The 13,720-nt window shown below is 62.2% G+C and carries 13 protein-coding genes; 8 read left to right on the forward strand and 5 right to left on the reverse strand.

Annotated elements, in window-relative coordinates; translation table 11 throughout:
- Nucleotides 1-46 precede the first annotated feature (46 nt).
- Nucleotides 47-2,434 (forward strand): ATP-dependent Clp protease ATP-binding subunit ClpA, encoded by a 2,388-nt coding sequence (gene clpA / locus ACS3WB_RS08815; protein ID WP_438275185.1) that lies wholly within the window; start codon nt 47-49, stop codon nt 2,432-2,434.
- Nucleotides 2,435-2,855: 421 nt separating this feature from the next.
- Here clpA and rplI read toward each other — a convergent pair whose 3' ends face one another.
- The 4 genes from rplI to rpsF all read right to left on the reverse strand — a co-directional run bounded on the left by rplI (nt 2,856) and on the right by rpsF (nt 5,306).
- Complete coding sequence (gene rplI, locus ACS3WB_RS08820; protein ID WP_438275186.1) at nt 2,856-3,464, reverse strand: 50S ribosomal protein L9; 609 nt, start codon at nt 3,462-3,464, stop codon at nt 2,856-2,858.
- A gap of 41 nt (nt 3,465-3,505) precedes the next feature.
- Nucleotides 3,506-4,492, reverse strand: a complete 987-nt coding sequence (locus ACS3WB_RS08825) for a hypothetical protein (protein ID WP_438275187.1) — start codon at nt 4,490-4,492, stop codon at nt 3,506-3,508.
- A 122-nt stretch (nt 4,493-4,614) separates the two neighbouring features.
- A complete protein-coding gene (gene rpsR, locus ACS3WB_RS08830; RefSeq protein ID WP_009799569.1) occupies nt 4,615-4,854 on the reverse strand; it encodes a 30S ribosomal protein S18 in 240 nt (79 codons plus the stop codon).
- Between the two features lie 5 nt (nt 4,855-4,859).
- The gene (gene rpsF / locus ACS3WB_RS08835) at nt 4,860-5,306 is read right to left on the reverse strand and encodes a 30S ribosomal protein S6 (protein ID WP_438275188.1); all 447 of its coding nucleotides are present in this window, start codon (nt 5,304-5,306) and stop codon (nt 4,860-4,862) included.
- A 350-nt stretch (nt 5,307-5,656) separates the two neighbouring features.
- Between rpsF and fabD the strand changes: the two genes are divergently transcribed.
- The 7 genes from fabD (at nt 5,657) to gmk (ending at nt 12,482) form a co-directional block, all read left to right on the forward strand.
- On the forward strand, nt 5,657-6,616 hold the full coding sequence (gene fabD, locus ACS3WB_RS08840) for an ACP S-malonyltransferase (RefSeq protein WP_438275189.1): 960 nt from the start codon (nt 5,657-5,659) through the stop codon (nt 6,614-6,616).
- A gap of 19 nt (nt 6,617-6,635) precedes the next feature.
- Nucleotides 6,636-7,373, forward strand: coding sequence for a 3-oxoacyl-[acyl-carrier-protein] reductase (gene fabG, locus ACS3WB_RS08845; protein WP_438275190.1), 738 nt, complete (start codon nt 6,636-6,638; stop codon nt 7,371-7,373).
- A gap of 273 nt (nt 7,374-7,646) precedes the next feature.
- Complete coding sequence (locus ACS3WB_RS08850; RefSeq protein WP_006610957.1) at nt 7,647-7,886, forward strand: acyl carrier protein; 240 nt, start codon at nt 7,647-7,649, stop codon at nt 7,884-7,886.
- A gap of 92 nt (nt 7,887-7,978) precedes the next feature.
- Entirely contained in the window at nt 7,979-9,244 is a 1,266-nt protein-coding gene (fabF, locus tag ACS3WB_RS08855; RefSeq protein ID WP_438275191.1) for a beta-ketoacyl-ACP synthase II, read from the forward strand.
- A gap of 175 nt (nt 9,245-9,419) precedes the next feature.
- Nucleotides 9,420-10,706 carry an endolytic transglycosylase MltG gene (gene mltG / locus ACS3WB_RS08860; RefSeq protein WP_438275192.1) on the forward strand — a complete coding sequence of 429 codons (1,287 nt, stop codon included), beginning with the start codon at nt 9,420-9,422 and terminating at the stop codon, nt 10,704-10,706.
- Between the two features lie 225 nt (nt 10,707-10,931).
- On the forward strand, nt 10,932-11,819 hold the full coding sequence (locus tag ACS3WB_RS08865) for a YicC/YloC family endoribonuclease (protein ID WP_438275193.1): 888 nt from the start codon (nt 10,932-10,934) through the stop codon (nt 11,817-11,819).
- Nucleotides 11,820-11,822: 3 nt separating this feature from the next.
- The gene (gene gmk / locus ACS3WB_RS08870; protein WP_438275194.1) at nt 11,823-12,482 is read left to right on the forward strand and encodes a guanylate kinase; all 660 of its coding nucleotides are present in this window, start codon (nt 11,823-11,825) and stop codon (nt 12,480-12,482) included.
- A gap of 131 nt (nt 12,483-12,613) precedes the next feature.
- On the opposite strand, the gene ACS3WB_RS08875 is transcribed toward gmk, so the two are convergent.
- Nucleotides 12,614-13,624, reverse strand: coding sequence for a hypothetical protein (locus tag ACS3WB_RS08875; RefSeq protein WP_438275195.1), 1,011 nt, complete (start codon nt 13,622-13,624; stop codon nt 12,614-12,616).
- Nucleotides 13,625-13,720 lie beyond the last annotated feature (96 nt).

The following is a 13,720-nucleotide window of genomic DNA, read 5'->3' on the forward strand; positions in this document are numbered from 1 at the left end:
GGGGCGATGGCGATCATGATGGCCAAGAGACCCTAGAGGACGCGGAATGCCAACTTTTTCTCAAAGTCTGGAACAATCCCTGCATCGGGCGCTCGCGATCGCAAATGAGCGGCATCATCAATATGCCACGCTCGAGCACCTTCTGCTTTCGTTGGTCGACGACTCTGACGCCGCGGCGGTGATGCGTGCCTGCAGCGTCGACCTCGACAAGCTGCGCGGCAGCTTGGTGAACTATCTCGAAACTGAATTCGAAAATCTGGTGGCGGACGCCTCTGACGATGCCAAGCCGACAGCCGGCTTCCAGCGCGTCATCCAGCGTGCGGTGATCCATGTGCAGTCGTCCGGCCGCGAGGAGGTGACAGGCGCCAACGTGCTGATCGCGATCTTTGCGGAGCGCGAAAGCCACGCCGCTTATTTCCTGCAGGAGCAGGATATGACGCGCTACGACGCGGTGAACTACATCAGCCACGGCATTGCCAAGCGTCCCGGCGTTTCCGAAGCGCGTCCGGTGCGCGGCGTCGACGAAGAGACCGAAACCAAGAGCGGCGACGACGCCAAGAAGAAGGGCGACGCGCTCGAAACCTACTGCGTCAACCTCAACAAGAAGGCGCGGGACGGCAAGATTGATCCGGTGATCGGGCGCAACGCCGAGATCAACAGAGCGATTCAGGTGCTGTGCCGCCGCCAGAAGAACAATCCGCTCTTTGTCGGCGACGCCGGCGTCGGCAAGACCGCGATCGCGGAAGGCCTGGCGAAGCGCATTGTTGACAGCGAGGTCCCCGAGGTGCTGGCGACCTCGACCGTCTTCTCGCTCGATATGGGGACGCTGCTGGCCGGCACGCGGTATCGTGGCGACTTCGAAGAACGGTTGAAGCAGGTGCTCAAGGAACTCGAGGCACATCCGAGCGCGGTTCTGTTCATCGATGAAATCCACACGGTGATCGGTGCCGGCGCGACCTCCGGCGGCGCGATGGATGCGTCCAACCTGCTCAAGCCGGCGCTGGCGTCGGGAACGATCCGCTGCATGGGTTCGACCACCTACAAGGAATACCGACAGCACTTCGAGAAGGACCGCGCGCTGGTGCGCCGTTTCCAGAAGATCGACGTCAACGAACCGTCGGTCGAGGACGCCATTGCCATCCTGAAAGGTCTGAAGCCGTACTTCGAGGACTATCACAAGCTGAAGTACACCAACGATGCGATCGAGGCGGCGGTGCAACTGTCGTCGCGCTATATTCACGACCGCAAGCTGCCCGACAAGGCGATCGACGTGATCGACGAGTCCGGCGCGGCGCAGATGCTGGTTGCGGAGAACAAGCGCAAGAAGACGATCGGGATCAAGGAAATCGAGACCACAATCGCGGCGATGGCGCGGATTCCGCCCAAGAGCATGTCGAAGGACGATGCCGAGGTCCTCAAGCACCTCGAGCAGACGCTCAAGCGCGTCGTTTTCGGTCAGGATCGCGCGATCGAAGCCTTGACGGCGTCGATCAAGCTGGCGCGCGCCGGGTTGCGCGAACCGGAGAAGCCGATCGGTTCCTACCTGTTCTCCGGCCCGACCGGCGTCGGCAAGACCGAGGTCGCGAAACAGCTTGCGGAGGCGCTTGGTGTCGAATTGCTGCGCTTCGACATGTCCGAATACATGGAGCGTCACACCGTTTCGCGGTTGATCGGCGCGCCTCCCGGCTATGTTGGTTTCGATCAGGGCGGCCTGCTGACCGATGGTGTCGACCAGCATCCGCATTCGGTGGTGCTGCTCGATGAAATCGAGAAGGCACACCCGGATGTCTACAACGTGCTGTTGCAGATCATGGATCATGGCCGGCTCACCGATCACCACGGCAAGCAGGTCAACTTCCGCAACGTGATCCTGATCATGACCACCAACGCAGGTGCCTCCGACATGGCCAAGGCGGCGTTCGGCTTCACGCGTAACAAGCGGGAAGGGGATGATCGCGAAGCCATCAATCGGCAGTTCTCGCCTGAGTTCCGCAACCGGCTCGATGCCACTGTCTCGTTCGGCCATCTCAGCACCGAAGTGATCGGCATGGTGGTTGAGAAGTTCGTGCTTCAGCTCGAAGCTCAGTTGGCTGATCGCTTCGTGACTATCGAGCTGTCCGATTCTGCCAAGGCCTGGCTGATCGAACACGGCTACGATGAGCAGATGGGCGCGCGTCCGATGGCGCGGGTGATCCAGGAGCACATCAAGAAGCCGCTGGCGGACGAAGTGCTGTTCGGCAAGCTCAAGGGCGGCGGCCATGTCCGCGTCGTTGTGGTCAAGGACGAAACGGTCGCGGGCGTTGATCTTGAGAAGATCGGTTTTGAGTTCGTCGAGGGACCGGTCACGCCCAAGCCGGAGAACCTGCCGGGTGGCGCTCGCAAGCGCAAACCGAAGCCCGGCGACGGTATCTCCAAGGAACCGCTCAAGGCGTGAAGATTAGAGCCTCGCTTCTGATGGACTGAGAAGCGAGGCTCCATCATTTTGTTTTGACGCGTTTCTTCACGCGAGCCGGTATCCGGCCCTGAGTTGAGCAAACGATCAAATGGCCGGCACGTAATAACGTGCCGGCCATTTTGCTTGAAGCGTGATCCCGGAAAAGCCTGCCCCGGACCTGAGCGGGTGGAAACCGGTTTCCGGATGCTCGATCAAAAAGATAAGACCGGAGTCTTAGAGCCTTTTCCGCTTCTGATTCCATCAAAAGCGAACTCTGAGATTTTGGTTTGATGCGTTTTCTTCACGCAAACCGATCTCTACTTCGCTCGAAAACGCTATAGTTCAACGCAATTGAATCAGACTCTGGAACAGGCGCAGCCTGACGGTTGCTGATTCCGTACCTACCAGACCCGCGCCTGATTTATTTTTCCTCGGCGTCCTGCTCTTCTCCGGCTTCGGCGGCCTCGTCGTGCTGCGCTTCCGGATCGAAGAATTCGCCGGCGGCGGCGATCGCCTCCGCTGCGGCGTCGCGATCCTCCTGTCGGCTGCTGATGTCCTCGCCGCGCTTGATGCGCTCGGCTTCGTCGGCGCTGCGGGCGACAGTCACCGTGATATGAGCTTCGACTTCGGGATGGACCGCTACCGTCAGCTTCTGCTGCCCGATCGCTTTGATTGGCGCATCAAGCCAGACCTGCGGGCGGCTGACGATGATGCCGTCCGCGGCCAGCGAGGCCACGATGTCGCGAACCGTGACCGAGCCAAACAGTTGACCGGTTTCGGAGGCCTGGCGGATGATGATGATGTCGCGGCCGTCGATCTTCTCGGCGACTTTCGCGGCTTCGCCCTTGGCCTTGATATTGTTGGCTTCGAGTTCGGCTTTCATGCCGTCGTATTTGGCGCGGTTGTCGGCGGTCGCGCGCAGGGCCTTGCCGCGCTTGAGAAGGAAGTTACGGGCGAAACCGTCCTTCACCTTCACGACATCGCCCATCTGGCCGAGCTTGGCCACGCGTTCCAGCAGAATGATTTCCATGTTCGATCCTCTTGTTCGGAGTTGAGCGAGTTTGTGTTGATTCACGATCGAGGTGCTAGCGGCGGAGGCATGCGCCGTTGCACGTAGCGTTGGCGAAAACCGAAAATTGCATCGGCGATGCCGACACCCACTATGGCGATCACTGGCCAGACAAACACCAGCACGATCGCGTAAACGCAGGTCAGCCACAGCCCGCGACCGCGTTGTGCGAGGGTGATCGTGTGCAGCACGGCGAAACCCACGAGCGCGTATGCCATCATCAGGCATGCGGTGACGATCTGGGCCAGGATCGCCGGCAGCCCGCCGACGAAGCACAGCGCAAGCGCGACTATCATCGCAACCAGCGTCATCGGCGGGAGCGTTATTGTCTTCATGTCGGGCCAGGGGCGTCGCAGCCGGCCGGAGGTGGCGGTGACCTTGGCCGCGAGCCACACATTGAGTGTCAACGTCGTCATCGCGATCGTTGCGGCGGCGGCGGGGGCGATTGCCACGAACGCGTCGACGACTTCGGTGGCCCGATCGCCTGATCCGGCGTCCTGGACGTTGACGATGCGCAGCAACCCGTGGCGCAGCGTCTCTGTAATCGTTGATGCGTCGGAACCAAGCGTGAGCAGCGCGGCGGTCGTGGTCAGGGCGGCGAAGCACGCGATCCAGACCAGAATGCGTCCGAGCGGATACCAGTCGATTGGTGGCGGTCCTGTCGGCGCTGCGCCCATTCTTTCCGGCGGCGCGTCCGCCGTGACCGGGCGGCCGAGCAACACCAGGTGGCCGAGCCACCAGGCCGGCAACGCGACTGTCAGCACGAAGGCGGCGGAATAGGGCGGACCGAACATGGCGCCGAGACCGGCGCCGGCCAGGGCGCCCCCAATCGCTGCGAAGGTCGGTCCCCATCCCATCGCCGCGACCATCAGCGGCAGCGGAGCCAGATAGAACAGCAACAGCGAGACGATCGCTCCCGAAATGATCGAGGCGAACATCAGCGCCGAAGCGCAGCCGGCTGCGGCTGCGATGAGGAGATTCATGATCATCAGCTGTCCCGCTCCCTTCGAGCGGTTAGAGGTTCTTTTGAACCCCAACCATCGGCGACCGGACTGACACGGAAGCCTTATGAATATGACGGGCGGCGGCGTAAAAGCCGCCGCTCGTCGGATTAACGAATGACGTAAGGAAGCAGGCCGAGAAAGCGCGCGCGCTTAACTGCCCGCGCGAGCTCGCGCTGCTTCTTGGCGGATACCGCCGTGATGCGGCTCGGCACGATCTTGCCGCGCTCGGAGACGTAACGCATCAGCAGCTTGGAATCCTTGTAGTCGATTTTCGGCGCATTCGAACCCGTGAACGGGCAGGTCTTGCGGCGGCGGAAAAACGGACGGCGTGCACCTGCATCAGCCATGATTCTTACTCCTCAACCACTGCGCTGGCGTCGTCGCGCGGACGGCGCGGACCACGGTCGCCGCGGAAGCCGCCGCCATCGCGGTCGCCCCGGAATCCGCCGCCGCGGTCGTCGCGCTCACGATCGCGATCGGCCTTGCGCATCATCGCCGAGGGACCTTCCTCGTGTTCCTCGACGCGCACGGTGAGATAGCGGATGACATCCTCGTGGATGCGTTCCTGGCGTTCGATCTCGTTGACCACTGCGGCGGGGCCATCGATGTTGAGCAGCACGAAATGCGCCTTGCGATTCTTCTTCATGCGGTAGGTAAGGGAGCGAACGCCCCAGTTCTCGGTCTTGGTGACCTTGCCGCCCAATCCGGTGATCACGCCGGTGATCTGGTTGGTTAGTTCCTCGACCTGCTGGGAACTCGCATCCTGACGCGCGAGAAAAACATGCTCATAGAGAGGCATGGATGTCCTTTCCTAAACGTTGGCGCAGATCTCGGCGGCAAGCCCTTCGAGACCTTCGGAAAGGACTCGGGATAAGCTCAGAAGGCGGAAGCACGGGACGACGGACCGACAGGCCCTGCCGCATCAATATCGCCTGACAACGTAAAATTGGGCAGGTGAATTGCTGAGACCGTCCGTTCAGCTCCCGGCCGGGATCCACGGATGGCGCGGACTTATACGGGTTTCGGCCCAAACGCAAGCGAAGGCAGTCCGGTTCCTCGCCTGCTGGTTTTGTCCGAATCGGCATTCGCGCCCGTCTTGACATCATCCGGCTCGCGGTGTCTCTCGCCCCGGATTCAAGGGGGCAACGAATGACGGCGGCATTTACCTTTCCCGGCCAGGGGTCTCAGGCTGTGGGCATGGGCAAGGCCCTCGCCGAGGCTTTTCCGGCCGCAAAAGCCGTTTTCGACGAAGTGGATGACGCTCTCGGCGAGAAACTGACCGCTGTCATCTGGGATGGACCCGCCGAAACCCTGCAACTGACGGAGAACGCCCAGCCGGCATTGATGGCGGTCTCCATCGCTGCGCTCCGCGTGCTCGAGGCCGAGGCGGGATTTTCGGTGGCCCGCGATGCCGCCTTCGTGGCCGGACATTCGCTCGGGGAATACTCGGCGCTGGCGGCTGCGGGCAGCTTGAGCATGGCCGACACGGCGCGACTGTTGCGGACGCGCGGTCTCGCCATGCAGAAGGCGGTTCCGGTGGGTGTCGGCGCGATGGCCGCGCTGCTGGGTCTCGACTACGAGGCCGCCGTGGCGGTCGCTGACGAAGCCGCGCAGGGTCAGGTCTGCCAGGCCGCGAATGATAACGGCGGCGGCCAGGTCGTGGTGTCGGGCGACAAGGCGGCGGTCGACCGTGCGGTCGAGATCGCCAAGAGCCGGGGTGCGAGGCGCGCGATGTTGCTGCCGGTATCTGCACCGTTTCACTGCAAGCTGATGCAGCCCGCAGCCGACGTCATGGCGGAGGCGTTGGCGGACGTAACCATCAACGAGCCGACCGCGCCGGTCGTGTCCAACGTGCTGGCTACGCCTATTACGAGTCCGGATGAGATCCGGCGTCGCCTTGTCGAGCAGGTCACAGGGACCGTGCGCTGGCGCGAGTCGGTTGCCTATATGGCAGGACACGGAGTAACGCGGTTTTTCGAAATCGGAGCCGGCAAGGTTCTGAGCGGGCTGGTCAAGCGCATCGCGGATGGGGCTGTCGGAGTCGCCGTCGGCGGACCGAACGATATCGCGCCGGCCAGAGAAGCGCTCGACGCCGCGCGATCGGCATAAGCGAGACAGGGAGGACGCGATGTTCGATTTGAGCGGCAGGACCGCGCTCGTGACTGGCGCGACCGGTGGCATCGGAGGCGCCATCGCGAAGGCGCTGCATGCCCAGGGCGCGACGGTCGCAATTTCCGGCACCCGGCGGGAGGTGCTGGAGGCGCTGGCGGGCTCCCTTGGCGAGCGGGTCCATGTGCTGCCCTGCAACCTGTCCGAGACGGCTGAGGTCGAGGCGCTGGTGCCCGATGCCGAGAAGGCCATGGGGCAGGTCGACATCCTCGTCGCCAACGCCGGCGTCACCCGGGACAACCTGTTCGTGCAACTGCGTGACGAGGACTGGGACGATGTCATCCGGATCAATCTGACCGCGACGTTCCGTCTGGCCCGCGCTGCGACCAAATTGATGATGCGCAAGCGCTTCGGCCGTATCATCGCGATCACCTCGGTGGTCGGCGTGACCGGCAACCCGGGTCAGGGCAACTACACCGCATCGAAGGCGGGGCTGATCGGCATGATCAAGACGCTGGGCGCGGAATATGCCAAGCGCGGGGTGACGGCAAACTGCATCGCACCCGGATTTATTTCGACGCCGATGACCGACGCGCTGAATGACAAGCAGCGCGAGGCGATATTGACGAAAGTCCCGGCGGCGCGGCTGGGGACGCCGGAGGATATCGCGGCGGCGGCGGTTTACCTGAGCTCGAACGAAGCGGCTTACGTGACCGGACAGACCATTCATGTCAACGGCGGAATGGCAATGATTTGAGGGGTTTTGGGCCCTTCCACCGGGGCTTGTAGTCAAGGCTTTCGATGTGTGATAACCGGACGAATAACGGGTGGGCGAAGAACGCCATTGCAGGAATTTGAAACCCTGTATATTGGCGGTGCGGAGGCTGCCGTCGTTTGCCGGTCCGCACCCGCTCAAGGCGGAACAGACCGATTCTACACGACTGCGATAGCGACAGAAACTTGACGAGTTAACGCTCCACAATGACTCGTTTTGCGGTCGGGTCCAATTGAACAAACGCGAGGTTTAATAATGAGCGAGATTGGCGAGCGGGTTAAGAAGATCGTGGTCGAGCACCTTGGCGTAGAGCCCGAGAAAGTCGTCGATAATGCCAGCTTCATCGACGATCTGGGCGCCGACAGTCTCGATACCGTCGAACTCGTGATGGCCTTCGAGGAAGAGTTTGGCTGCGAGATTCCCGACGACGCGGCGGAGACGATTCTGACCGTTGGTGATGCCACCAAGTTCCTCGAGAAGAACGCGAAAAGCTGACGCTCTCGCGCGGTCTTGATGAAGCCGGGCGGACCGACTGAACGGTCCACCGGCTTTTCCTTATGGCTGGCAAGGAGGCTGGAGTTTCTCCGATGAGGCGCGTCGTCGTTACGGGTATGGGCATGGTGTCGCCGCTTGGTTGCGGTGTAGAGCCGACCTGGAAACGAATCCTTGGTGGCGAAAGCGGCGCGAAGCAGATCGAAACCTTCGACACCACCGACTTGCCGTGCCGAATCGCTTGCGTCGTTCCGCGCGGCGACGGGACCGATGGAACCTTCAATCCCGACCAGTGGATGGAGCCGAAGGACCAGCGCAGGGTCGACGACTTCATCATCTTCGCGATGAGCGCTGCGAAGCAGGCGCTCGACGATGCGAACTGGCATCCGGCAACTGAAGAAGATCGTTGCGCAACCGGCACCCTGATCGGGTCCGGCATCGGCGGCCTCTCGGGAATCGCCGACACCGCGGTCCTGATGAAGGAGCGGGGAGCGCGCAAGGTGTCGCCGTTCTTCATCCCGGGACGCCTGATCAACCTTGCTTCGGGTTATGTATCGATCGAACATGGGTTGAAGGGGCCAAACCATGCGGTGGTGACGGCCTGTTCGACCGGCGCGCATGCTATCGGCGATGCCAGCCGCCTGATCGCGCTCGGCGACGCCGATGTCATGGTGGCGGGCGGCGCGGAGTCGCCGGTTTGCCGCATCGGCATGGCGGGCTTCTGCGCGGCGCGCGCGCTGTCCACCGGTTTCAACGACACGCCGCGGAAAGCGTCGCGGCCCTACGACAAGGATCGCGACGGCTTCGTGATGGGAGAGGGCGCCGGTATCGTCGTGCTCGAGGAGTACGAACATGCACGGCGGCGCGGCGCGAGAATCCATGCCGAGGTGAGCGGCTACGGACTGTCGGGGGACGCCTATCACATCACCTCGCCTTCGCCGGACGGCGACGGCGCGTATCGCAGCATGAGTGCCGCGATGAAGCGCGCAGGGATCTCCGCGTCGGACATCGACTATATCAATGCCCATGGCACGTCGACGCAGGTCGGCGATGAAATCGAACTGGGCGCGGTGGAGCGTCTGCTCGGCAATGCTGCATCAAGGATTTCGATGTCGTCGACCAAATCGTCGATCGGTCATCTCCTCGGCGCGGCCGGCGCGGTCGAGGCGATATTCAGCATCCTTGCGATTCGCGACAACATCGCACCGCCGACGATCAATCTCGACAACCCTTCCGTGGAAAGCGCGATCGATCTCGTTCCGCACAAGGCGCGGCAACGCGAAATCAATATCGCTCTATCGAACTCGTTCGGATTCGGTGGCACAAACGCGTCCGTGATCGTGCGGCGCGTAGTTGATTAACGCGTGACGGGAGCAAATCCACCGTTTCGCCGCATTCGATGATGAATCCTAGTGGTCCGTTTCTGACATTTGCATCCCGTCGCGGCAGGCGTTTTTTGGAAGTTACGGGCGTAGGCTTTGGCCGGGGCAGACTATTCGCCGGCCGCGATTGAACCGACAGGATCAGGTTACATCGATGACTGAGAGGCCGCCTATTTCTCCGCGCAGTCCGCGTGCCGCGCTCGAACCCGAACAAGTGCCGCCGCCGCCGAAGCGCTCCGCGCGTGTCCGCAGCCCGCTGGTGATAGCCGGCAATGCGATCATCACACTCGTGCTGGTCGGGATGCTGGGTGTTGGCGGAATCTATGTCTACGGCAAGCAGAAGATTGAGGCGCCTGGACCGCTGCAGGAAGAGAAGATCGTCAACATTCCGGCGCGCGCCGGCATGACAGACATCGCGGACATTCTCCAGCGGGAGGGCGTGATCGACAACAATCGCTGGGCGTTTTTCGGAAGCGTGTTCGCGCTGAAGGCGCGCGCCGATCTGAAGCCCGGCGAATATGCGTTCCAGAAGAACGCCAGCCTGCGCGATGTCATCGGCACCATGGTCGACGGCAAGGTGGTGCAGCATCTCGTGACGATTCCGGAGGGCCTGACCTCCGAGCAGATCGTCGCGCGACTTTCTGAGAACGATATCTTCTCGGGGACCATTCGCGAGATTCCACGCGAGGGCACGCTGCTGCCCGAGACATATAAATTCCCGCGAGGAACGAGTCGCGAGCAAGTGGTCCAGCGCATGCAGCAGGCGCAGAAGCGCGCGCTCGCGGAAATCTGGGAGCGCCGCGCTCCCGATGCCCCGGTCAAGACGCCGGAGCAACTCGTCACGCTCGCATCGATTATCGAAAAGGAAACGGGCAGGGCGGATGAGCGCAGCCGGGTCGCGGCGGTGTTTGCCAACCGCCTGAAGCAGAAAATGAAGTTGCAGTCCGATCCGACGATCATCTATGGCCTGGTGGGCGGCAAGGGAACGCTGGGGCGGCCGATCAGACGAAGCGAGATCGCGCAGCCGTCCCCTTACAATACCTACGTGATTGACGGATTGCCGCCCGGACCTATCGCAAATCCCGGCCGGGCCTCGCTTGAAGCTGCGGCAAATCCGGCGCGGACTCGTGACTTGTTCTTCGTCGCGGATGGGACCGGGGGGCACACCTTCACCGAGACCTACGAGCAGCATCAGAAGAACGTCGCCCGGCTGCGGACCATGGAGAAGCAGATTCAGAACGATACGGTTGAGCCGGCTGACGAGCCGCCGCAATCGCCCCAGCAGCAGCCTGCGTCTCAGCCGCCCGCAGCAGTGGCGCCGCCAGCGGCGGATGCTGACTCGACGGAGGAAACGCCTGCCGCAAAGCCAGCGCCGCGGAAACGGACCCGGCCGCCCCGGCAGGGCGCGGCAGACCCTTCGCGGAATACTGTCCAACAATAGAGTTGCACTCATCGCCGCGGTCAGGTTTGACTCGGGACGCGATTTCAATCGCCTGCAAAACTAGCCCAGTCCGATCCAGCCTTTTTGAATCGGACTCCCGCCTCAGCCTGCTTGATCGAGCATGATCCTATCCGAAACCGGTTTCCACTTTTTCGGGAACATGCTCTAACGTAGGAACGTCCGTTCCCACGAATTTCAGATCTAAACGGTTCGGAGACCTACGCGATGGCGTTGTCGAGCATGACCGGCTTTGCGCGAAGCCACGGCGCCAGCGGGCCTTATGCGTTCGAATGGGAACTGAAATCGGTGAACGCCAAGGGATTCGATTTTCGGACACGGCTGCCGCAGGGCTGGGACGATATCGAAGCAACGGTACGCAGGCGGTCGGCCCAGGTGTTGTCGCGCGGTACCGTCTACGCCAATCTGACCGTGAAGCGCAGCAACGCCGCTTCCGTCGTTCGTATCAATGAGGACGTGCTGGCATCCGTCCTGAAGGTCGCCGCCGATTTGTCGGGCAGGATCGACGCGGTGGCGCCAAGTATCGACGGATTGCTGTCGATCAAGGGCGTTCTCGAAGTCGTTGAACCGGAGAGTGATGATGCGGAGGAGCAGGCCGCGAAGGCTGCCGTTGCCGAGGCTTTCGAGCAGGCCTTGCGCAGCCTGATCGACATGCGCGAGCGTGAGGGCATTGCGCTCGGCCAGATCCTTTCGCAGCGCATGGATGAGATCGAACGCCTTGCGAGCAAGGCGGAGGCTGCGCCCGGCCGCCGGCCTGAAGCGGTGAGGGCGCGGCTTGCGGAGCAGGTCGCGGCACTTCTCGAGACATCAGACCGGTTCGATCAGGATCGGCTCAATCAGGAAGCGGTGCTGGTCGCCGCGAGGGCTGATATCCGCGAAGAACTCGACCGAATTGCCTCGCATATTTCGCAGACGCGGGAATTGATCGGAGCGGGCGGGGCGATCGGGCGGAGGCTCGATTTCCTCGCGCAGGAATTCAACAGGGAAGTGAACACGTGCTGTTCGAAGTCGAACGATCTCGAATTGACCAATATCGGTCTTGCGATGAAAAACGTCGTCGAGCAGTTTCGCGAACAGGTCCAGAATTTGGAGTGATCGATGGCTGCTCACGGCCAGAGCTTCGATGGAGTTGAACGGCGCGGTCTGATGTTCGTGCTGTCATCGCCTTCCGGAGCGGGCAAGACCACGCTGTCGCGGCTGTTGATCGAGCGGGTCCAGGGCTTGACCCTGTCGGTCTCCGCCACCACGCGACCGATGCGGCCGGGCGAAGTCGACGGCCGCGACTACAGGTTCGTCGACACGGCGACGTTCGCAGCGATGGTCAAGCGCGACGAACTGCTGGAGTGGGCCACGGTGTTTGACAATCGCTACGGTACGCCGCGCGCTCCTGTGGAAACGGCGCTGGCATCGGGCCGCGACGTGCTTTTCGATATCGACTGGCAGGGCACGCAGCAATTGCGCGAGAAAGCGCGGGCCGATGTGGTCAGCGTCTTCATTCTGCCGCCATCCGCTGCCGACTTGGAGAGACGTCTGCACACCCGCGCCCAGGATGCCGACCATGTCATTCGCGGACGGATGGACCGCGCCGCGCATGAACTGAGCCATTGGGCTGAATACGACTACATTGTCATAAATCAGAATGTCGATGAAGCCTTTGCCGAGGTGCACTCGATCCTGAAGGCGGAGCGGCTCAAGCGCGAACGCCGAACGGGATTGACGGCGTTCGTGCGCGAACTGCAAGAACAGCTCGAGACATAGAGCGCATTGTCTCTGACGGGTCTGAAGCAGGCCTCTCTGAATTTGATTTGAAGCGTTGTCTTTGCGCAAACCGGTCATCCTCGGGTCAAAGCCCCGAGGATGTGCTTCGCTTGAAACGCTTCTGTTAATCGCTACGTTGCCGCCCCGCGAGAGGCCCGCGCGAGGATTTCCATGATGTCGCGCGATTGCGCCTCAATCTCTCTTCGCGTGCGGACCGGGTCGCGGGCCGGTGTCGGTGCTATGTCGTTATCACGCCGCTGCCATGGTGGAAGGTGTTCGGTGTCCACCACGTCGCGGATCGATTCCGATCGAGGAAGGGTGCGCATGATGCTGCTCAGGCTTCCAAACCTGACAACCGCAAATCCGAGAATTCCCGCGAAGCCCAAGGCGGCGGCCAGCCCGCCCAGCAGGAACAGCATCGAATAGGACGCTGCCTCCGATTCCGGGGCGTGGACGACGCTGACGGCGGGACCGGGCTCGCTGCGTTCGGCAAGCAACTTCGGAACTGGCGCGGTCGTGGCCGCTGGCGGCGGCTGGTCATTCTGCAACTGCGGGCTGGACGTCACTGTTTCCGGCGGTGCCGGCTGGTGCTCCGCCATCTGGATCGGCGGAGTCGACAGAGCAGTGGTGTTTGCCGGATCGGGCCAGCGCGTACCGACGGCTGAGGGCGAGGTATCGGTGTTCTGTGTGGTTTCGGCTGCCGGGGCTACCCCGGACCGCACGGCGGCGGCGTTCGCCTGCTCGTGCGCAATCGAGTAAGTCGTGTCGGACGGCGGCGCGCTGGCGTTGGCTTGATCATGCGGCAGGTCGTCGAATTCCGCACGGGCGTTGGCAACTGACGGCTGCAAAGGGGGCTCCGCAGATGTCTGAGCCAGTTTTTCCGGAGCGGGAGCAGGCGGCCGAGGCTTGGCGGCAGGTTTCTGTGCGATCTTGCCGCGTTCCGTGCCGAGATACCAGCAGTGACGTTTCGTCCCCTGTTCGATGCGATAGTACCAATGGCTTCCGCGCGGTGTCGTCGCTTTCGGACCTGGAAGACAGGTATCGTCTGCGCGCGCCGGACCGTGTGCGGCGATTGCGAGCACACTGCCCGCGAACGAAGCGATAAAAAAAGTTGAGAGCAATTTCCCCGAACGATTTGACATGAGCATCCCCGATGATGGCGAGATGAACGCAATGAGGTCTTCGCCAAATTGTCGGGAGAGACTGGGGTCGTATTGCGCCACAAATCCGGAAGGGCT

The sequence above is a fragment of the Nitrobacter sp. genome (assembly GCF_051535215.1).
Lineage (GTDB): Bacteria > Pseudomonadota > Alphaproteobacteria > Rhizobiales > Xanthobacteraceae > Nitrobacter.

Coding starts and splice junctions, on each gene's coding strand:
- fabF (WP_438275191.1), top strand. CDS start 7,979: ATGAGGCGCGTCGTCGTTACGGGTATGGGCATGGTGTCGCCGCTTGGT.
- gmk (WP_438275194.1), top strand. CDS start 11,823: ATGGCTGCTCACGGCCAGAGCTTCGATGGAGTTGAACGGCGCGGTCTG.
- rpsR (WP_009799569.1), bottom strand. CDS start 4,854: ATGGCTGATGCAGGTGCACGCCGTCCGTTTTTCCGCCGCCGCAAGACC.
- mltG (WP_438275192.1), top strand. CDS start 9,420: ATGACTGAGAGGCCGCCTATTTCTCCGCGCAGTCCGCGTGCCGCGCTC.
- ACS3WB_RS08850 (WP_006610957.1), top strand. CDS start 7,647: ATGAGCGAGATTGGCGAGCGGGTTAAGAAGATCGTGGTCGAGCACCTT.
- fabG (WP_438275190.1), top strand. CDS start 6,636: ATGTTCGATTTGAGCGGCAGGACCGCGCTCGTGACTGGCGCGACCGGT.
- ACS3WB_RS08825 (WP_438275187.1), bottom strand. CDS start 4,492: ATGATCATGAATCTCCTCATCGCAGCCGCAGCCGGCTGCGCTTCGGCG.
- fabD (WP_438275189.1), top strand. CDS start 5,657: ATGACGGCGGCATTTACCTTTCCCGGCCAGGGGTCTCAGGCTGTGGGC.
- clpA (WP_438275185.1), top strand. CDS start 47: ATGCCAACTTTTTCTCAAAGTCTGGAACAATCCCTGCATCGGGCGCTC.
- rplI (WP_438275186.1), bottom strand. CDS start 3,464: ATGGAAATCATTCTGCTGGAACGCGTGGCCAAGCTCGGCCAGATGGGC.
- rpsF (WP_438275188.1), bottom strand. CDS start 5,306: ATGCCTCTCTATGAGCATGTTTTTCTCGCGCGTCAGGATGCGAGTTCC.
- ACS3WB_RS08875 (WP_438275195.1), bottom strand. CDS start 13,624: ATGTCAAATCGTTCGGGGAAATTGCTCTCAACTTTTTTTATCGCTTCG.
- ACS3WB_RS08865 (WP_438275193.1), top strand. CDS start 10,932: ATGGCGTTGTCGAGCATGACCGGCTTTGCGCGAAGCCACGGCGCCAGC.